Origin of the sequence: uncultured Sphaerochaeta sp. (assembly GCF_963676625.2) — a bacterium.
In the GTDB taxonomy this organism is placed as follows: domain Bacteria; phylum Spirochaetota; class Spirochaetia; order Sphaerochaetales; family Sphaerochaetaceae; genus Sphaerochaeta.
The window spans coordinates 201,017-219,493 of sequence record NZ_CAXXYB010000002.1 but is presented as its reverse complement, the minus strand read 5'-3'; the positions used below and the strand labels follow the sequence as shown (position 1 = coordinate 219,493).

The window sequence follows — 18,477 nt, the reverse complement described above, 5'->3', positions numbered from 1 at the left end:
TCCTCTTCAGAAGATACTGGTGCTATTTATTTTGCAAGAATGGCTTCGTAATAGTTCTCCAGACCTTTTGCATACTTGATTACTACGTCTTTAGTAGCATTGATATACGGGGTCTTGTCTTTGACTTCGACAACATTGGCACCAGCGTCTTTGATTTTCTGGAGCAACTCAGTGTCGAGCTTCTCAATGCTGGCACGGTTCCACTCAGCAGTCTCGGTAGCTGCTTCACGGATGATTGCCTGGTCATCGGCATCGAGTTTATTGAAAGCATTTTCACTCATGAGGATAATTGAAGGGCTATAGGTATGCCCAGTGAGAATGTAATTTGGGGCTACTTCATAGAACTTGTTCGAATAATAACCGGAATGGGGCTGTTCTGCACCATCTACGGTACCTGCCTGCAAGGCAGAATACAGCTCAGAAAAACTGATCGGTGTTGACTGGACACCAAGAGCTGATACAGTCTCGGTCATCAGGGCTGTAGTAGGAACACGAAGTTTCAAACCTTTGAAATCTGCAATGCTATTGATGGTTATATTCTTTTTCAAGAAAAAGTTACGACTTCCTTCATCTAGATAACTCAATCCTACCATTCCTGTACCGATTTCCTGTGGTTCATTCAGGAATTCTTTCCCGATTTCGCTGTTCAAGACACTCCAAAGGTGTGCCCTATCACGAAAAATAAAGGGAAGGCCAAAAAGGGTCAGTTTCTTTACCCCGAAATCTCCAAGAGAGTTGGTGTTACCACGGCAAATATCGATAGCGCCACCACCCATCTGCAAGGTCTGGTACATGGTTTTTTCATCACCGAGCTGCCCAGCGGGGAACACCTCAATGGTAATTCTTCCATTCGATTTCGCCGCTACAAGTTCGGCAAACTTATCACCGCAAAGGTCCATGATGTGACCATTGGGGTTGAGTTCTGCATACTTGAATGTATAACTTTTCTTGGCAACAGGGGCGGGGGCTGTATTTGCCGTAGTAGCTCCGACAGCAGGGGCAGAGGCCGTTACGGTCTTCTCCACTGCCTTCTTGCTACAGGAAACGAATGCTGTTGCAGCTATTGCGACAGCCAGAACGAGAACAAGTACTTTTTTCATGTGATTCCTCCTAAGAATTTTTCTCACTTTTCAATAACGGCCTATATCTAGATGATGAGCCGATAAGAATCATTTTCATACATGGGCAGACTGCTCTGAAACACAATCTCACTTCCCACATACAAGACCTCCATCGATGGTTGGGTTCCACGAATCAGGTACTCCAATAGAAATTTTGCCGCCATATAGGCTTGTCTATACGGGTTTTTAAGCAAAAGGTTCGTAAACACCCCACTACTAAGGAAATTGATATTCTCATCGAACAAATCACTTCCCACCGCAATTATATGACCGGCCTTTCCTGTTTCGACCAAGGCTTCACCAAGCAAAACGCTACTCCGTGCATTGACACAGCAACAGGCTTTCACATTCTCACGCTTGAGTTCTCGGACAATATGGTCGTATACCTCTTGCTTGATTTTATTTGCATGGACCTTATATACAGGATTATCCAAATGATGTTCATCAAGATAGGCATCAAAGCCCTGGACAATCTGGTTATGGGCTGGGATCAAGAGATCCCCCGCACACAACAAGATCCCGGAGCCCGCAGGAATCTGACGAAGAATCAACTCAGCAAGTGTACGCCCTACAATTTGATAATTTGGTTGTACACAGCATAGGCGCCCGGACTGTGGCAGATCATTGGCAATCAATACTACTGGGATATTCTTGTTCTTGAATTGCTGAAGGGAAATCTTTCCACCCATATCGGTATAACCAACAGTCAGAAGGCCATCAAATTCCCTATGGTTGATCAATTCCGACAATTCATCTGCATGGTTGTTCACACCCTTGTAATAAGGGACCTCGATTAGTTCAATGTTAAAATCGCTGACTTCCCTGATATATTCGCGAACGCCTTCCCAAACATAGGTAAAAAAGAACCTATTGTCTTCAGTAGGGCCTGGAAAGGCTGCGGCAATCCTGACAGTTTTACGTTTTAACGAAGCTGCAACCGAATTCGGGCGATATCCACATTCATTGGCAACTTTGATAATACGAAGACGAGTTTGTTCGCTAACCCCTGGTTTTCCAATCAGTGCACAATGAACACTCCCTATAGAAACCCCTGCCTTTTCGGCAATATCCTTGATTGTTGCTCGTTTTTCCAATTGTAAGCGCCCCTTGATAGATAACCATAACGTTTTAGTAATACCTATTTGATACTACGAGTCTTTTATTATTTTTGTCAAGAAAATTCTTTTTTTTGTATATTTCAGAATTTTTATAGCAAATATTACAATATAAGTACAACATTTTCTAATATTTTCTGTATTTTATGATTAATCAATGCTATCATGAAAAAAATACAGCACTATAACGTTTTTGTAGCAAACAGTACAAAAACATAGTTTTTCTGACTCTTGGGAGCTTTTTATCATGGACAATACAGTAGTACGCATTCAGTCAACGATCGATGCAAAAGTCTTTTCGGATTTTAGCACCTTCAACTTCTTTGTTTTGCACCACCGATGGACCTGGTTCGTATTATTCCCTATCCTGCTCGGGGGATTCGCCTATGCAAACCTCATAACTGGCAGCACGATCCTCTGTATTCTCTTTATAGTCATTGGTTGTCTGGTTCCCCTCGGCTCACTCCTGTCATTTAAAATTAGTTTAAAAAACCAAATCAAAGCCAATTCACTTGATAAAGTCAGTCTTGGCTATACCGTTATATTGGGCAACGAAGGTATTGAAGTCATCACGGAAAAAGAAAAACAGAATCTCGCCTGGAAACAGGTATACCGTCTATACCTAAACAAAGAGTATCTATACCTGTACGTATCCAAAACCAAGGCATTCATTCTCCCTTTTAGGGGAATCGAACAAGGATCCAAGGAAGAGTTGATACACTTGGTCTCAGGATCTCTCCCCCTTGGCAGATTCATCAAAGCCCGGTTTTGACTTGAAGCATTAAATACATTGTTTCTTGTAGGAATGACAATTTTCTGCAATCAAGGCCCAGTCGAGCTCCACACCAACCCCTATTTTATCTGAAACCGAAATATATCCATCAGAATCGATGGGAAGCTTTCCTTTCATTGGAAGCTGGTAATTTTCCTCCGGTACAAAATATTCGAAGTATTCACTATTTCTGATTGCACAACCAACATGGACATTGACCATATCCATGTAATTCATGGTAGTTGTATGGATTTCACAATTCATACCGAAACCTTCTGCCATATGGGCAATTTTCAGCGTCCCGGTTATCCCATCCTTCCAACTGACATCGGCACGGACTATGTCGGCTGCCCTCTGGGAAATAACCTGGGCAACACCCCAGTGACAGCCCCGGGTAGTCTCCGTCGCCGCTACGGGAATATCCAAAACCCTGCATAATTCGGAATATTTATAGAGTTCAAAATCCCTGAACGGCTCCTCAAACCAATGATAGTCAAGTTTCTCAAGCTGTCGTCCTACCTTGATTGCTTGATCAAGGGTATATTCGGCAACAGGATCGCTCATCAATACATAGTCCTTTCCAACAGCCGTACGTAACGCTTCATGAATCTTCAAATCCATCTCAACAGGTCCACAGGGATGGGCCTTGTACCCTTTTATCCCCAAGGCTTTATAATGAAGTGCTTCCTGGACATATTCATCGATTGTTGCGTGGAAATTACCACTGGCATAGACAGGAAGTCTATCCCTGTAGGCTCCAAGGTATTTATATAAGGGAAGAGAAGCTTCCTTTGCACAAAGATCCCAGAGCGCTACATCAATCGGACCTGGAAGAAAGACAGGGAAAAAGGTCAAATGACGGTCGATTGTCCAAAACTCATGCCAGATTTTCTCTCTGTCATGGGGATCCCTACCCAAAATTACAGGAGCAATGGTCTCATGGAGGTAAGCTTCGCTCACGGCACCACTGCGGGCAGCCAGACAAGTGGCAATTCCCTCAAGCCCATTATCACAGGTCAACTTCAACACAAGAACATCCCAATCCATAGCTGCAGCACCTTTGCGCTCTTGATCGAAAAGACAACGATTTCGTTTTACCCACCATGTCTCGAATTGTATGATTTTCAAGAATGCCTCCTCCAAATACTAATATATCTGGTATGTTGTTTTTATAATATAAATGATATTTTCAAACATTATAATCTATCTTTAGCGTATTTTACTACTTAATATATATCACATAACAATATCTTTGGTAATATTGCTAATAATACATAATTAAGTATTTTATAAAAACACTTTAATAGATATATTATCATAGGAACATAGATTTTAAAAGAAGTTTTTTTGCTATTTTTTTGCATGATTTTTTTGTATATATTGATATTTTTAATTATAAATATATCAGTTGAGTGTAAAACTGGAAAAAACAGCACAAGACCTCTATAAAAAGGAACAGAAAGATATTCCAAGAGAGGTCCCATGGATTGTCAGCTAATGGAGATTCTGTTATTTACGGCTAAATTCAAAAGAAACCTATGTAGGTAGTACAGAACAAGGCTACTTGCTGGCCTTTCACTACTCACCGAGGTAATTATGGTACAGGGTAGGATTATGCCATAGCCAAAAGAGCCCTTGCCTATGGTTTCCAGATAATTTCTGCTTCAAATAGGAGTTCCGAAGACCTCTTCATTCTCTTTATTCTCTTTTTTACGGAGGGTTTCCAGTGACGCTATAAGTGAATAGTTGATGTGACTGTATAAAGCATCACCTATTTGTCCATCATTTTCCTCTAGGATTGCATTTATGATCCGGTGATGCTGCTGGTATGTCGATTCCTTCGAATTCCTCTGGGAAAAGAGTGTGCTGTAGATACCAATCCTATACGTATCCTGCATAATGGCTCCAAAAATCTTGGTAAGGCGTTTGTTGTTGGAGCAATCTATGAGATATTGGTGGAACTCGATATCAAGGGAATAGAATCTTCTATCCATTTCTTTTCCCTTCTGGACTGAAAGATCTTTGAAAGCAAGGTCAAAATCATGCAACTTATCAAGGTCTATGTTTCCCTTGTTTCTTATGATCGAAGCTGGTTCGATTAATTTCCTGAGTGCAAACAATTCCATGAGATCTTCCTTGGAGATAACTTTCGCACACGTACCCTTCCTAGGGAAAATTTCGACAAGATTCTCGGATTGCAGTGTTATCAAGGCCTCTCGGATGGGAGTCCTTCCTGCTCCGATGGAGTCGGTAATCTGCTTCTCAAACAAAATTTCCCCCGGCAGATATTCGCAATTAAGAATTCTTTCCTTGATATAGACATATGCCGATTCCTTGAGATTGTTACCTGAAGACATTTCCATGTGTACCCCCATTTCCCTATTCATCCAACTATAGTCTTAAGTGAGGGGAATAGACAAGGTTCAACTCTGCAACTTGGGAAAAAAGAAAACCAGAAAGGCATTTTTCCTTGCATACACTTTTTAAAATGCTTACCATACCGTTTATGAGCATCACTACAAAGAAAACCAATGCAATGAGGATCCTGGAATCCTTGGCAATCGAATATGAGGTCGTGACCTATGAATGGGATGAAGAGCATCTCGATGCCGTCCACGCCAGCCAGGCTGCAGGAATAAACCCCCAACAAGTATTCAAGACCATCGTCATGCAAAATAGCGACAACGAAGTATTTGTCTTTTGTCTTCCAGCTGACTTCTCGATAAGTATGAAAAAAGCAAGGGAGCTTACCCATAGCAAAGATATTGATCTGATAAAAATGGACAGATTGCAAAACACCACAGGGTATATAAGAGGGGGCTGTTCTCCTTTGGGTATGAAAAAACATTTTCCTACCTTCCTTGAAGAACTTGCCCAACTGGAAGAATACATCTATGTCAGTGGAGGTCAGAGAGGCCTTCAGTTGAAAATCAAGCCAGACGACCTGCTCAAGGCCTCAGAAGCGGTCTTTGCCGACTTTACCTAATTGTTCTGTAGTCTCATCTTGGAAGAGGCTACCAGGCACCAGAATAGATTTGGAGGCATTCTCAATGGATCAATTATACGAAGCCCTGATAAGCATGAAAAAAAATCCATCCATTCCTGATGAAGATGATTGGTTTCAAAACCTTCTGGGTGATTGGAACCTGAACTATTCAGAGCCAAGTGGACGAAAAGTCCAAGGCGAATGGTTATTCAGAAGAGCACTTGATGGAATGGCAATAGAAGATTTGTTCATCTGCCCTTCCCGAGCCGAAAGAATCTCAAATCCTCAACCAGATGCAGAATACGGAGTTACCATCAGGATGTATGACAGAAAAAACAGATGGTACGACATGACGTATATCTGTGCAAATTATACAACCCGCTTAAAGTGTACAAAAGAAGATGACAGGATCATCTGTTCGGTTTTGGATTCCGACACAAAGTGGATATTCTCCGCTATCACCGGTGACTCATTTCGTTGGCAGAATACGAATCTCGACAAGAATGGAAATATTCGTATCAGCTGTGAAGTTCATGCGACAAGGAAACCCCTTTGAATATGAGATTCCCTCAAGGCACCTATTCTGTTTAATGGCATCACAGAAGATCAGACATGCTTGTTCTGGCTGGTAAAATAACGTCTTATGCGTCTGCTCATTGTCACTGCAGTGAGGAAAATCACAAGTAGTATCGCCGCCACCAACAGACTTACAGACCAACGCAAACCCCAGATTCCCAAGAGATAATGAGTAGAAAACAAATCAAGGGCGCTCATTGTCAAGGAAATGACGGCCAGTATAAAAAAAACCAGATCTGCAAGAGGTAATCGAGTTGTATTCTTGCGGAAAAAACGCACATACATAAGACCAAGACCTAAAAGAAGAACCAAAGAAGCCGGGATTGCCACAGGGAAAAACCAAGTCAAGGCACCAGAACCAAAGATATTGATAAAAGCTACATAAACCAGGGAAGCAACCAGCGAAATGCATCCAAGCAATACGGGATGCTTGGCCAATTTTGGCATTGTAGGCAATACGAGGATGATCCAAGTAAGAAAGATTGCGCCTACGGTAACCAAGGACCAGGATAAAGACCAATCGGAACCGTCCAAGCCAAGAAGCAAGACCGATACGGCCAGGGAATGGAAGGAAACTTGTATGGCAAACGTATGTTTTGCCGAAAACGCAATAATAATGATGACAGCCGCCATGAACAGGCAAAACAAGGGAATAAAACTATATGCGATATTGCCTGAGAACCACATGGAAAAAAAGACTGTCAATTCGCTGATAAATAATAGGGCAAGGGTCAGTTCCACTACCCCTTTGGAAGTTTTCTTCAATCCGCTTGAGCCTTTCGCAGGCATGGGTTCAGGAAACAGCGGATCTTTTTTTTGTTCAGTCATGGAAGTCGGCAATACCACTTCGGTATGGCAAAGCGGACACTTCTTGGCACCATCTTCCAATTTAACACCACATTGAATGCAATACGCCATGTTATAGCTCCTCGGAATCAGAACGGTTTGTCGAGATTTTCACAGGAATACCTGCCTCAACCAAGAAGGTACAGAACAACCGCTCAAGTTTAGTATCAGAATTATAGAAACTGGAGAAATTTAGGGTTATCGTATCTTTCCAACCTATCACGGCAAGTGCTACTTTGTTCATCTCGCCGGGTGAAAGATAAAAATCCATTCTATCAAGCGTTGGCTGCAATTCCTCTGGGACCTGCACATAACCAAGGTTGGACAGAACCGCAGAATAAAGATCATCACCCAACGAATCGGATAATAGCTTGAATAAAGGGTTCTTGATTACATTGGGGGCCATTCTCATAAGAATATTTCGCTCACCCCCTACGTTTCGTTTGATTTGGCTGAGAATCTTCTTGGTATCTTGCGAAGTCTCCATACCATGTCGCACATTTCTCAGGATTTCATCAAAAGTATATTCACCTAAAGCCGGTTCAATGCCAGGTGTCGCAAACAAGGTAAAGTTGCGCATGGTCTCATAGTTAAATATCTTTCGCAGGTTCATGGGAACAGATATCCTGATAGGTTTGCGCTTCTTCTGCATTGGAATTTCTTCCTTCTGCAAAGCTTGAAGCGACCACAACAAGATGGAACAAAGATACCCCGTAATGGAAACCCCATTCTTTTTGGAAATCGAATGAAGCAAGTCAGCATCGACGAGGCAACTGATGACCTTGACCCTATCATCATAGGATCCCTTGCCTATTCGATGAAAGGAGGAACCGGTAGAAGGGGAACCTGGAAGGTTCTTATCATACAAATGCTGGAAAGGGTCACTGAATTCCTGCCGGGAAGGTCGCACCTGAAAGTCCAAGGCACCCTTGAAGGTAAACTCCTTCAAGGAAGCCAAGGTATAATACTGCTGGACAATCATTTTCAGATAAATCAGTGCACCGGAACCATCGGTCAGTGCATGGAAACACTCCAAGGCAATCCTGTTTTTGCTGTAGAGCACCTTGAACAGGTACCCGTTGCCGTCCTTGAAAGAAAAACGTGTACAAGGATAGGCACCTTCCTCCTGCAAGAGGATAGGCCTGGGATTAGGTGACAGGAAATACCAAAAGAAGCCCTTGTGCAGACTTACCTTTGCATAGGAACAACGTTGCATTACATCGTTTACTGCAAGCTCAAGTATAGCAGGATCTACAGTAATTGTCAGATCAATCGATACCCTATAGGTATTTGCATTGAACCTTGCCTCCGTTGGAGGATAGATCAAAGCTGAGTTATCAAGTGCAATGAAACCTTCCGGTGCATAACTTTCTACTTTCATAATCTATATCTGGTCATTTGAAATACCATGCTTATAAAACGGGGTTTTGACAAGCAGGGCCTTCTTCCGTTGACCATGGATTTCAATTTCCAGTACATCTCCGAATTTAAGTCCGGTGGAACGATCAATCAAGACATAGGCACAGAATTTTTGCAAACTGGGACTTTTGGTGCCACTGGTGACAAATCCAATTTCCCTATCACCCAGAAAGACTTTGCATTGGGCACGAGGTACAGACTTCTCTATCATCTCAACACCTCTGAGGGTGCGAGGAATACCTTCTGTCTTTTGTTTTTCCAAGGCTGCCTTACCACAGAAATCAGTTTTTTCCAAATGGACAAAAACGCCGAGATTTGCTTCCAGCGGTGTAATTGTATCGCTGATCTCGTGGCCATAGAGAGGGAGTTTGGATTCCATTCGCAAGGTATCACGAGCACCCAAACCACAAGGGGCAATGTCAAATTCCTTGCCAGCTTCCAAGAGGATATTCCACAGGCGTGGACCATCCTCCACCTTGCAGTAAAGCTCAAAACCATCCTCTCCGGTATATCCTGTCCTGCTGACCAAGGCTTGCACGCCTCCTACCAAACAGGTATCGCGAAACGTAAAACTTTTGATAGTCTGGCAATCCGGTACCAATTTTTCCAAGGTCTTCACAGCCAAAGGACCTTGAAGGGCCAGTTGAACAGTTTCAGCTGAGCAATCGGTAATTTCGGGTTTTTCCTTTGTCCAGGGATTGCCCTCACGTATCCAGGCAAGATCCTTCTCGGTGTTTGAGGCATTGAGAACAACCAGATAATGGAGAGAATCCTTGCAATAGACAAGCAGGTCATCTACGACCGTTCCGTTTGGATAACACATCATAGTATATTGAATCTGGCCAGGAACCAAGGTGCTGATGGTATTCGTGCAAAGATAATCCAGATATTGTGTGGCGTTTTCGCCAATGACCATACATTCACCCATATGGGAAACATCGAATAACCCTACGCGTTTTCTGACAGCTTCATGTTCCGAAAGAATTCCACCGGCAAAATTGACGGGAAGTTCCCAACCACCAAAATCTATAAGTTTCACTTGCTCATAGGTAGAATAAACAGGATAAAGCGGAGTACGTTTCATTTTATATTATTTCCTCATCTGTAAAGCATTTATTTCAGAAGTGCAATCAGTTCGATTTCAACTGCCACATCCTTGGGCAGTCTGGCGACTTGGACAGCTGAACGAGCAGGAAGGATACCTCCCTCAAAATAACTGGCATAAACACCATTCATTTTGGCAAAATCATTCATATCCTTGAGAAATACGGTTGCCTTTACGACTTTTGAAAAATCACTACCCGCTTCTGATAAGACAGCCTTGAGGTTTTCGAATACTTGTCTTGCCTGAACTTCTACATCACCGACTACCAATTGGCCAGTAGCGGGATCGACAGGAATCTGACCGGAAGTAAACACAAACGGAGCGGCAATTACTGCCTGACTATAAGGCCCGATAGCGGCAGGGGCCATTTTTGTATTGACAAGTTTCTTCTCAACGGGAATAGTATTTTCAATCATTTTTTTTCTCCTACGCGATAGAATACCGCCAGAGAAACTATCTTGCAAGCGTTTACACTTAGTTGTATTTTGAATGTATGAAAATGTTGATAATACATGGAAGTGCCCGGAAAAACGGAAACTCTTCCACGCTGGCAAAAGAATTTGAAAAAGAAGCCTCAACTCGGTATACGGTGGAAAATCTGTACCTGGGAGAAAAAAAGATTTCTGATTGCACAGGTTGCAAGCACTGCAAGAGAACCGGCAGTTGCCGTTATACAGACGATATGCAACCAATATATACACAATTCAAGGAAGCCGATGCGGTATGCTTTGTTTCCCCTGTCTATTGGTGGGGGATATCTTCCCTGCTCAAGACCTGCATCGATCGTTTGTACGCACTGAACCTAAAGGATTTCCATAATAAGGATTTTTACCTTATCGTTACAGGATCAGATTCTGTGGAAGGAATTCAATATATGCTCATACAAGAACAATTCAAGGCAATCTGCGAGTATACAGGGATGGTTTTTGCCGGATATCTTCCCGTTTCCGCCGATGATTCCCATAAAGCAATGGATAATGAAGAAGCCTTGGACTTGGCCAGGCACCTTATACAAAATAACTAAGCAATTCTTTAGGGTGTTTGATTACTGCGAGCATCCCCTCTTCCCGCTTTTGGCCTAGAGGAAATCCGAACCCGTAATCTACTGCAATGAAACCTACACCAGCTCCTTTGGCACCTTCCAAATCATGGATGGTATCCCCGATGAGAATGGCTTCAGAATTCTGAATATGCAAATCCTCCAATACCTTTCTTACGATATCGGCCTTGGAAAGCTTGGATTCAGTATCGGCACCTCGAATGGAGGAAAAATACTTTTCCAACTTGAAGTAATGCATCATATTCGTAGCCAGTTCCTCATGTTTCAATGTTCCCACCGCCAACAGACACCCGCGATCTTGTAACTGGGAAAGAGTCTGTTCAAGTTGTGGATATATGACAGCATTATATTGACCACGCGCGAAGTATTCCTTTCTATAAGCTTCAACGGCCTTGCCAATAAGCGATTCATCAAGATTGTAGGTATTTCTGAAGCATTGATTTATCGGAGGTCCGATAAACTTGCTCAATTGCTTTATATCGTCTTCCGGCTGCAAGCCCAATTCCACCATTGCATGGTTGGCCGAGGCAAAGATACCAGGAGAAGTGTTCATCAAGGTTCCATCAAGATCAAAAATTGCGAGTTTATACTTCATGCCTGAACCATATGTAAAATCCAATCTTGAATCAACCCATTTGAAGCTACAAGATCGCAATGAGTATCAGAAAAAACCTTATCAGGATCAGCACTGGATATTTTTCCGCCAGCCTCTTCGACCAGGACCATTCCTGCGGCCATATCATAATACCCCAAGAAGAGCTCATAATAGCCATCAAGACGACCTGTTGCGATGTAAGCGAGTTCCAGAGCACAAGACCCGAAAGAACGAATATCGCTGATTTGTTCGAGAATACGCTGTTCCTTCTCAAAATATGAAGCAATCGCCTCATGATGCCGGTGAGGAGGGACGCAAACCATCAAGACAAGGGCAGGGTCCGCGATTGAGGAAACCTGAATTTTCTTGCCATTGAGGAAAGCTCCCTTTCCTTTGCTGGCCCAGAACATTTCATTCTGTCGTGGGTTGAAAACAACGCCGACCAAAGGTTTATAAGGCTCCAGTTCCCAGGCAATGCTGATAGTATAGTTTGGCAGAGAACGAAAATAATTGGTGGTACCATCTATGGGATCAATGATCCATCTTCCAGAGGATCCTGAACTGCAGTTCCCGGATTCCTCTCCAAAAATTGCATCATCGGGAAAGGCTTCCTTTATAAGAGAAATGATCAATTTCTCTGAAGCCTTGTCCATATCCGTTACAAAATCATTGGTTTGCTTGGCATGGACTTCAAAAGAACCTGTTTCCCCTGCTTTCAGAACCATTGCGCCCGCTTGTTCGGCTGCAAGCCTGGCAAGCGCCAGACGTTGTTCGATGCTATCGCCTTCCATTATTTATTTTTCCTCTTTTCCAATAATCTATCACCGAGACTAACGACAAATTTCCAATCATTCTGGGAGAAATCCTCAGTCCGAATATTTTTTTCCTCTACATGAAAAAGCTTTCCACCCTTGCTGAAAGCAAGATAGAGTGCAGTCCAAGAGGACTTGTTCTGGGTATACATTATTGCTGCAACATTATTTCGCCGGTCCCAATTGCAAAGCATGTCATTGCGACCGGTTATCAAGACTAGAGTCAACTCATGACCAGGAATAGTAAACATCTTATCCTTTCCATCGGCTAGCTGGGATTCCCGGGCTTGTTCTATCAAGGTATCGATCTTTTGCAACAAGGAACTATCCGCAGTCTTGCAGAAATTGAAAAATATGCTGTTTTCTTCACTCTCCATAGTCTTGAGAATTTCCTGCAAACGAGCAGGAATAACATCCTCCAAGGAGGAGACAATCTCATCAAATACAACAGGAGAATCAGCAACCTCACCTTCTTTCCCCTCACTCCTCTGTTTTGAGATTTCCTCAGCCAGAATAAATCTAGGGAGAGACGGAGTACTGGCAACACTGGAAGAATTTACGGGAACCATTTCAGGTGCACTGCTTTCAGTTGAAGGTAAAGAAGGCTCTTCCTGCTCCACAAGTTCTTCCTGCTCCACAAGTTCTTCCTGCTCTACAGGTTCTTCTTGTTCTACAGGTTCCTCCTGCTCTACAGGTTCTTCCTGCTCTACAGGTTCTTCTTGTTCTACAGGTTCTTCTTGTTCTACAGGTTCTTCTTGTTCTACAGGTTCTTCTTGTTCTACAGGTTCTTCCTGCTCCACAGGTTCTTCCTGCTCCACAGGTTCTTCCTGCTCCACAGGTTCTTCCTGCTCCACAGGTTCTTCCTGCTCTACAGGTTCCTCTAGTTCGACAGGTTCCTCTTGTTCTACAGGTTCCTCCTGCTCTGCAGGTTCCTCTAGTTCGACAGGTTCCTCTAGTTCGACAGGTTCCTCTAGTTCGACAGGTTCCTCTAGTTCGACAGGTTCCTCTAGTTCGACAGGTTCCTCCTGCTCGATAGGTTCCTCCTGCTCGATAGGTTCTTCCTGCTCGATAGGTTCTTCCTGCTCGATAGGTTCTTCCTGCTCGATAGGTTCTTCCTGCTCGACAGGTTCTTCCTGCTCGACAGGTTCTTCCTGCTCGACAGGTTCTTCCTGCTCGACAGGTTCTTCCTGCTCGACAGGTTCTTCCTGCTCGACAGGTTCTTCCTGCTCGATAGGTTCTTCCTGCTCGATAGGTTCCTCTTGCCGGGGAGCCGCTAGTATACTTTGTTCAGGATTCTTTCCCTTTGAAATCGATGACAAAATGGAAAAAAGCGATAAAGGTGCATGATTTTCTTCCATCTCTTCAATTGCTTCATCTTCATCATCAGACGACATGGGTATTGAATACGGATTTTCTTCATTTCCCGACTCTAAATCGTCATCAGCTTCCGATATGCCTTGTTTGTCAGTGAAATAATCCAAATCAACATCCGAGTCTTCCTCATACTCACTGAGCAAATCCTCGGCTTCCTGGTCATACTCATCCTTGTAATCATCACTGTCCTTGTCCAAAGCCCCAAGCAAAGTGCCGTGCTCATAAGGATTTTCCTCATCAAAATCAAACAAGGAGGGTTGCATATCTTCTTTTGCAAGATCATTTGCAGTTTCTTGTTCCTCATCATCGGAATTATCATCTTCCCTCTCTTCATCTTCAACGGAGGGAGCAGCTTCCAATTCAAACGGTTTGGGTATGGACAACCCCAACTTTTCCTTTAATTGCAATACTCCGTTCCAATCGGAAGCAAGATTGGAAAGTTGCAAGAAAGAAAGCCTCATTACATTTTCATGGAACTCCAAGGGGATAGATGCAATCATGCTTCATATCAAGGATAATGCAAGGGTCTGCAAGCTCTTTACCAAACAAGGAAAGCTCGCTCTCATGTTCCAATTCGAGGATAGTTTCCTGGGAAGAGAGGAAAGGATTGCCTGAAGAAGTCGGAAATTGTTCTGAGAGAACCAGAAGATTCAATTTTCGCTTATCATCTTCAAAGACAGCGTCAATGACACGATTGCCCATTTTGACGTTGCAGGTAAAATTCATTGTCCCCAGTAAAGTAGAAAAGAAGGAGACTGGCAACAAAGACTCCTTCTCTTTTTCAATACTCGACCATCGAGCCGAAAGCTCACTTGAAAAATTGCAAACAGATGATCGAATTATCCTATAGGTCTTATCCAGAAGGTACTCGGCATCAAAACAATAGAATTTTGATCCTATTTGCAAGAAGGGTTTACCGCCCAAACCAAAATCCTTGGTCAACCAACCTATCGAATCACCTGAAAGGAAGGTTTCATCTTCACCAGGTCTATTGGAAAGCAGTGCACAAACCTCAAAAGATAACGAAGTGACCTTTTGGACATCAAACAAATCAAAACCATCCCTACGACCAACAATATCGGCAATCCAAGGTTCCCATCCTTGTTGCTTGATAACTTTATCCATCATGGCCTTGACATCTTGCTCACCTTCCCCGTTGCTTTTGAGCAACTCGATTTGCAACATACTTGCCTGTTTGAATACCGTACTATCTTCTTTCAGCTTGTCAATTCCGTCAAAAGCATTTTCACCCAAGGCAACAAAGGCCTTGATCAGGGAGTCCAAACCACAGGGAAAGACTAAGGAGATCAATTCATTGAAAGGCTGTAATCGATAGGAAAGCGCAGCACTCTTCTTTTTATAGAGGGAAGCATCGACACAAGGGGGAATGCAAAAATCATCGGCAAATTGCTGGAAAGCAACCATCAATGATTCATCAGAGAAAAAATTCCCCATATTCAAGGACAGTACATGGTTATCGATATATCGTAAGGTTTTTGCACAGAAATCCTCGAAGAGTTGACCAAGGCGTTTCCAATCCTTTCCTTTAATTTCTCGGTTTTGGGAAAAGGTTCCATCGCTGGAACAAACCAGTTGCTGAAGATAGGAAACCAAACGACCGGCAACAAGATGACTCCATTCATCGTCAAGACGAACGTGATCGATTCTCCGTTGTTCCCAACAAGCCATTTTCAGTAACTCAAGTGGGTTATAGAGGGAAAAAAGCTTTTGGATATTCGTGACATCATTATCGAGAAAATGAGACAATTCCCTAAGGTTCCGTTGGATCTTATCCGGGGAAACGCCACTCATTGTAGGCAAGTCCCAATTCCTGCTATTTTTCACGAATGCACTCTCCCTGACTTGAGCATATCACACCTTTGCCGGCGATTCAAACTTCCTCTGTTTTCCGCTCATTTCCAAAGGCTCCAACCGCCAAACGGCTGTACTGTTACCTCTTGCGAAGACACATGTATCAATCCTCTCTTTCTGGCTTGGAGCAAATTTCTCGCAAATTGCAGCAAGAGCCTTTTGTTTTTCCTTGAGGTCGACAACCTCAAAGGCCAGGGCAAATACCAAAACACTGGTATAGGCAACTGAAAAAGCAGGTTCATCATTGTCGGCTTGACCTACGCAACTGACGCAGACTTTATTGTCATGAGTAAGATTCTCGATCTTATGTCCTTTGAAGGCACAATGGAAATACAGATTTCCATCGAGCAAGACAGGGGAAATCGGGACAGAATAAGGGGCACCTATGCCCAAAGGATAATCTTCACGATAATTTGTCATGGAAAGAACAGCATACTGACAGTCGTTGACGACTTCCAAAATGCTTTTCTCTTCCATCATCCTTTCTTTTCTACGCATCGGCACCATACATGACCTCCCTCTTGGACAACTTTAACAATAAGGCCATATATAAAAGCCACCCAAGGACAGAATCATTGTAATCATTCGCTTCCATAGGCTCAAGGAGTTTCTTTGTTGTATTACTATAAACTTTTGCTACTGTTAGATGTGCAAATATCCTTCCGCCTTCTGCAGACAATGGGAAGGAAGATGCAAATCTTCCAGATTCGACAGAACCGCATGTTTTCTTCCTGCAACAATTCTATCTGCAAAGGCAGGCCCAATTCCGGGAACCCTTAATAATTGCTCTTTGGTGCCTTGCTTCACCGAGATCGGAAAATAATCTTGATGGTGCTCTGCCCATACTAGCTTCGGATCTTTTTCCATGGAAAGATTACCGCTCTTTTCAAAGATCAGATCCTCATAGGAAAAAGAATACTTGCGTAGCAACCAATCAGCTTGATACAGGCGATGCTCCCGTATAAGCGACTCTTTGGCCACTTCATTGGTTACTTGCAATTCCTCTCCAAACAATGAGGGTTGGACCCAAGGCTGCTGAACCAGGGTCTCCCTTCTCTGTTCCCCTGGTATTGAAGGATCACCAAGACCACTTTGATATGCACTGAAGTAGAGCCTACCCATATTCAATTCTGAATACATCCGACTCCCGTAAAAGAGTATTTCCTTGTCGACTTCATCACTTGCCCCTACGATGAACTGACTGGAAGTATGGACTCGCTTGTACCTTCCATTCTTGCTCGTCTGCTTTCCTATATAGACCAAGGGGTCAATGATATCCTTCTGATAATCCTTTCGGTCAGTCAATTTGGAAAAGTGTTTTACCCCGGGCGCTTCTATATTCAACGATACTGCCGAAGCGTAACAAAGGGCTGCATCAATGCTTGCCCTGCTGGCCCCAGGAATAATCTTAAGATGAATATAACCCTTGTAGCGATAATGCTTCCTGAGGATTTCTGCCGTGGCTACCAACATATCCATTGTCTTGTCGGCATTTCCCATTACGGCACTTGAAAGAAAAATTCCGATAAGCGGTCTTTTGAGTTGGAATTCAAAAAAGAAAGAAGCCATTTCATAGGGTGAAAGAGCTACAGGATGAAAATCTTGTTGGGCACGGAGCGGGCAATACTTGCAATCATTGGCACATCGGTTTCCCAAAAGAGTCTTGAGAATTATGCCCGACCCTCCACTTGCAGTGGACATAGGATACAGCCATCCATCTCCCGTGGCATTACGTTTTCGATGTTCCAAGGGGTTCTTCGTACCACAGGCACAAGAAAGATCGTATTGGGCATCAGCACTGAGAATATCAAGTTTTTCCTGTGTATCCATAGTTACTCCTCTTATGTCTGCAATAGAGAGTAACATATGTATAGTACTTTTACAAGAAAGACTGTCGCTTCCTACTCTTTCTTGTTTTTATATTCCGAAACCAACAGACCACCCAAGGTAAGAACCACACCCACCGCTGCAAGCGGAGTAATGACTTCACTCAGAAAGATCACGGAAAAAATAATGGTAATGACAGGGCTCAGATACAAATAGAAGGAACTGACGACCGGACCAATTACTTTCAATCCATAGTTCCAGGTAAGAAAGCATATTGCCGAAGCCAATACCCCAAGAAACAGAAAATGTACAAGGTACCTTGCATCAAAAAGCTGTGAGACAACCCATTTATTCGGCGAAATGAATTCCAGTACAAGCATGCCTAGAAAGCCATAGAAAAACATAGTCCTGGTTGCAAGTATCGTGGAATACCCCTTCTTGACTATAATCCTGAAAAGGACTGTGTAAACAGCCCAGACTGCAATACCGACCACGGCAAGAAAATCACCCAGGGGATTTAGGTGCAGTTCTGTCTTACCACTGTAACTCATCAAAAAGATTCCGATAAAGGCCAGGATAAATCCCAGAAAATATTGTGTCCTTAATTTGTCTTCATGCAAGAACAGATGGGCAGCCATGAATATAAAGAAGGGAGCCACGGCAACGATTACCCCAACATTTGAAGAAGAGGTATAGGTAAGCGCCGTATTTTCCAGATAGTAATACAAGAAGGTTCCGCATAGTCCTGCGGCGACCATCAACAGACGGTCTCCTGGTTGCTTGTATTCCATCTTCTTTGCACTGAAGGCATATAGCACTAAAAGGCCAAGACCGGTACGAACCAGAAGGATCTGCATGGGTGAAAAACCTACCAATAGTTTCTTGGTTGAAATATATGTCGTCGCCCAGACGAGAACTGAAAAAAGTACAGCGAAATGTCCCAAAAGCTGGGTACGGGACAGGAGAACCCTAGTGTTTTGCATGATGGGCGGGAGTT

Annotated in this window: 19 protein-coding genes; 4 read left to right on the top strand and 15 right to left on the bottom strand. The window is 43.2% G+C overall.

What is annotated here, in order from left to right; all coding sequences use genetic code 11:
* Positions 1-26: 26 nt before the first annotated feature.
* Together ACHZBG_RS02690 and ACHZBG_RS02685 are read right to left on the bottom strand one after the other, a co-directional pair.
* Positions 27-1,100, bottom strand: coding sequence for a TRAP transporter substrate-binding protein (locus ACHZBG_RS02690; protein ID WP_320127900.1), 1,074 nt, complete (start codon positions 1,098-1,100; stop codon positions 27-29).
* Between the two features lie 47 nt (positions 1,101-1,147).
* Positions 1,148-2,215 (bottom strand): LacI family DNA-binding transcriptional regulator, encoded by a 1,068-nt coding sequence (locus ACHZBG_RS02685; RefSeq protein ID WP_320127899.1) that lies wholly within the window; start codon positions 2,213-2,215, stop codon positions 1,148-1,150.
* Between the two features lie 268 nt (positions 2,216-2,483).
* Here ACHZBG_RS02685 and ACHZBG_RS02680 point away from each other — a divergent pair, with 268 nt between their 5' ends.
* Positions 2,484-3,008, top strand: a complete 525-nt coding sequence (locus tag ACHZBG_RS02680) for a YcxB family protein (RefSeq protein ID WP_320127898.1) — start codon at positions 2,484-2,486, stop codon at positions 3,006-3,008.
* 9 nt (positions 3,009-3,017) lie between these two features.
* Here the strand turns inward: ACHZBG_RS02680 and ACHZBG_RS02675 are convergent, their stop codons facing one another.
* On the bottom strand, positions 3,018-4,136 hold the full coding sequence (locus tag ACHZBG_RS02675; RefSeq protein ID WP_320127897.1) for an enolase C-terminal domain-like protein: 1,119 nt from the start codon (positions 4,134-4,136) through the stop codon (positions 3,018-3,020).
* Between the two features lie 536 nt (positions 4,137-4,672).
* Complete coding sequence (locus tag ACHZBG_RS02670; protein ID WP_320127896.1) at positions 4,673-5,371, bottom strand: GntR family transcriptional regulator; 699 nt, start codon at positions 5,369-5,371, stop codon at positions 4,673-4,675.
* A 143-nt stretch (positions 5,372-5,514) separates the two neighbouring features.
* Here ACHZBG_RS02670 and ybaK point away from each other — a divergent pair, with 143 nt between their 5' ends.
* On the top strand, positions 5,515-5,994 hold the full coding sequence (ybaK, locus tag ACHZBG_RS02665; RefSeq protein WP_320127895.1) for a Cys-tRNA(Pro) deacylase: 480 nt from the start codon (positions 5,515-5,517) through the stop codon (positions 5,992-5,994).
* A 64-nt stretch (positions 5,995-6,058) separates the two neighbouring features.
* Complete coding sequence (locus tag ACHZBG_RS02660) at positions 6,059-6,550, top strand: hypothetical protein (protein WP_320127894.1); 492 nt, start codon at positions 6,059-6,061, stop codon at positions 6,548-6,550.
* A 50-nt stretch (positions 6,551-6,600) separates the two neighbouring features.
* On the opposite strand, the gene ACHZBG_RS02655 is transcribed toward ACHZBG_RS02660, so the two are convergent.
* The 4 genes from ACHZBG_RS02655 to ACHZBG_RS02640 are packed head-to-tail and all read right to left on the bottom strand — an operon-like array spanning position 6,601 to position 10,356.
* A complete protein-coding gene (locus ACHZBG_RS02655; protein WP_320127893.1) occupies positions 6,601-7,488 on the bottom strand; it encodes an RING finger protein in 888 nt (295 codons plus the stop codon).
* A gap of 1 nt (position 7,489) precedes the next feature.
* A complete protein-coding gene (locus ACHZBG_RS02650; protein ID WP_320127892.1) occupies positions 7,490-8,797 on the bottom strand; it encodes a hypothetical protein in 1,308 nt (435 codons plus the stop codon).
* Between the two features lie 3 nt (positions 8,798-8,800).
* Entirely contained in the window at positions 8,801-9,919 is a 1,119-nt protein-coding gene (gene gcvT, locus ACHZBG_RS02645; protein ID WP_320127891.1) for a glycine cleavage system aminomethyltransferase GcvT, read from the bottom strand.
* Between the two features lie 29 nt (positions 9,920-9,948).
* The gene (locus ACHZBG_RS02640; RefSeq protein WP_320127890.1) at positions 9,949-10,356 is read right to left on the bottom strand and encodes a RidA family protein; all 408 of its coding nucleotides are present in this window, start codon (positions 10,354-10,356) and stop codon (positions 9,949-9,951) included.
* A 77-nt stretch (positions 10,357-10,433) separates the two neighbouring features.
* Between ACHZBG_RS02640 and ACHZBG_RS02635 the strand changes: the two genes are divergently transcribed.
* On the top strand, positions 10,434-10,964 hold the full coding sequence (locus ACHZBG_RS02635; protein WP_320127889.1) for a flavodoxin family protein: 531 nt from the start codon (positions 10,434-10,436) through the stop codon (positions 10,962-10,964).
* Here the strand turns inward: ACHZBG_RS02635 and ACHZBG_RS02630 are convergent.
* The 7 genes from ACHZBG_RS02630 to ACHZBG_RS02600 all read right to left on the bottom strand — a co-directional run bounded on the left by ACHZBG_RS02630 (position 10,948) and on the right by ACHZBG_RS02600 (position 18,463).
* A complete protein-coding gene (locus ACHZBG_RS02630) occupies positions 10,948-11,595 on the bottom strand; it encodes an HAD hydrolase-like protein (RefSeq protein ID WP_320127888.1) in 648 nt (215 codons plus the stop codon). The two genes, ACHZBG_RS02635 and ACHZBG_RS02630, sit on opposite strands and share 17 nt — an antisense overlap.
* Positions 11,592-12,386, bottom strand: a complete 795-nt coding sequence (locus ACHZBG_RS02625; RefSeq protein WP_320127887.1) for an inositol monophosphatase family protein — start codon at positions 12,384-12,386, stop codon at positions 11,592-11,594. The genes ACHZBG_RS02630 and ACHZBG_RS02625 overlap by 4 nt, the downstream gene beginning before the upstream one ends.
* The gene (locus ACHZBG_RS02620) at positions 12,386-14,281 is read right to left on the bottom strand and encodes a hypothetical protein (protein WP_320127886.1); all 1,896 of its coding nucleotides are present in this window, start codon (positions 14,279-14,281) and stop codon (positions 12,386-12,388) included. Before ACHZBG_RS02620 ends, ACHZBG_RS02625 begins: the two co-directional genes overlap by 1 nt.
* A complete protein-coding gene (locus tag ACHZBG_RS02615) occupies positions 14,250-15,626 on the bottom strand; it encodes a hypothetical protein (protein WP_320127885.1) in 1,377 nt (458 codons plus the stop codon). Before ACHZBG_RS02615 ends, ACHZBG_RS02620 begins: the two co-directional genes overlap by 32 nt.
* A 27-nt stretch (positions 15,627-15,653) precedes the next feature.
* Positions 15,654-16,151 carry a pyridoxamine 5'-phosphate oxidase family protein gene (locus ACHZBG_RS02610; RefSeq protein ID WP_394699309.1) on the bottom strand — a complete coding sequence of 166 codons (498 nt, stop codon included), beginning with the start codon at positions 16,149-16,151 and terminating at the stop codon, positions 15,654-15,656.
* Positions 16,152-16,295: 144 nt separating this feature from the next.
* Complete coding sequence (locus ACHZBG_RS02605) at positions 16,296-17,483, bottom strand: radical SAM protein (protein ID WP_320127883.1); 1,188 nt, start codon at positions 17,481-17,483, stop codon at positions 16,296-16,298.
* A 71-nt stretch (positions 17,484-17,554) separates the two neighbouring features.
* Positions 17,555-18,463, bottom strand: coding sequence for a DMT family transporter (locus ACHZBG_RS02600; protein WP_320127882.1), 909 nt, complete (start codon positions 18,461-18,463; stop codon positions 17,555-17,557).
* Between the last annotated feature and the right edge of the window lie 14 nt (positions 18,464-18,477).

What these genes read in the sequence shown, in the direction of transcription:
- ACHZBG_RS02690 (WP_320127900.1), bottom strand. Translation starts at nt 1,100, where the DNA reads ATGAAAAAAGTACTTGTTCTCGTTCTGGCTGTCGCAATAGCTGCAACA.
- ACHZBG_RS02680 (WP_320127898.1), top strand. Translation starts at nt 2,484, where the DNA reads ATGGACAATACAGTAGTACGCATTCAGTCAACGATCGATGCAAAAGTC.
- ACHZBG_RS02670 (WP_320127896.1), bottom strand. Translation starts at nt 5,371, where the DNA reads ATGGAAATGTCTTCAGGTAACAATCTCAAGGAATCGGCATATGTCTAT.
- ybaK (WP_320127895.1), top strand. Translation starts at nt 5,515, where the DNA reads ATGAGCATCACTACAAAGAAAACCAATGCAATGAGGATCCTGGAATCC.
- ACHZBG_RS02660 (WP_320127894.1), top strand. Translation starts at nt 6,059, where the DNA reads ATGGATCAATTATACGAAGCCCTGATAAGCATGAAAAAAAATCCATCC.
- ACHZBG_RS02655 (WP_320127893.1), bottom strand. Translation starts at nt 7,488, where the DNA reads ATGGCGTATTGCATTCAATGTGGTGTTAAATTGGAAGATGGTGCCAAG.
- ACHZBG_RS02650 (WP_320127892.1), bottom strand. Translation starts at nt 8,797, where the DNA reads ATGAAAGTAGAAAGTTATGCACCGGAAGGTTTCATTGCACTTGATAAC.
- gcvT (WP_320127891.1), bottom strand. Translation starts at nt 9,919, where the DNA reads ATGAAACGTACTCCGCTTTATCCTGTTTATTCTACCTATGAGCAAGTG.
- ACHZBG_RS02640 (WP_320127890.1), bottom strand. Translation starts at nt 10,356, where the DNA reads ATGATTGAAAATACTATTCCCGTTGAGAAGAAACTTGTCAATACAAAA.
- ACHZBG_RS02635 (WP_320127889.1), top strand. Translation starts at nt 10,434, where the DNA reads ATGAAAATGTTGATAATACATGGAAGTGCCCGGAAAAACGGAAACTCT.
- ACHZBG_RS02630 (WP_320127888.1), bottom strand. Translation starts at nt 11,595, where the DNA reads ATGAAGTATAAACTCGCAATTTTTGATCTTGATGGAACCTTGATGAAC.
- ACHZBG_RS02625 (WP_320127887.1), bottom strand. Translation starts at nt 12,386, where the DNA reads ATGGAAGGCGATAGCATCGAACAACGTCTGGCGCTTGCCAGGCTTGCA.
- ACHZBG_RS02620 (WP_320127886.1), bottom strand. Translation starts at nt 14,281, where the DNA reads ATGATTGCATCTATCCCCTTGGAGTTCCATGAAAATGTAATGAGGCTT.
- ACHZBG_RS02610 (WP_394699309.1), bottom strand. Translation starts at nt 16,151, where the DNA reads ATGCGTAGAAAAGAAAGGATGATGGAAGAGAAAAGCATTTTGGAAGTC.
- ACHZBG_RS02605 (WP_320127883.1), bottom strand. Translation starts at nt 17,483, where the DNA reads ATGGATACACAGGAAAAACTTGATATTCTCAGTGCTGATGCCCAATAC.
- ACHZBG_RS02600 (WP_320127882.1), bottom strand. Translation starts at nt 18,463, where the DNA reads ATGCAAAACACTAGGGTTCTCCTGTCCCGTACCCAGCTTTTGGGACAT.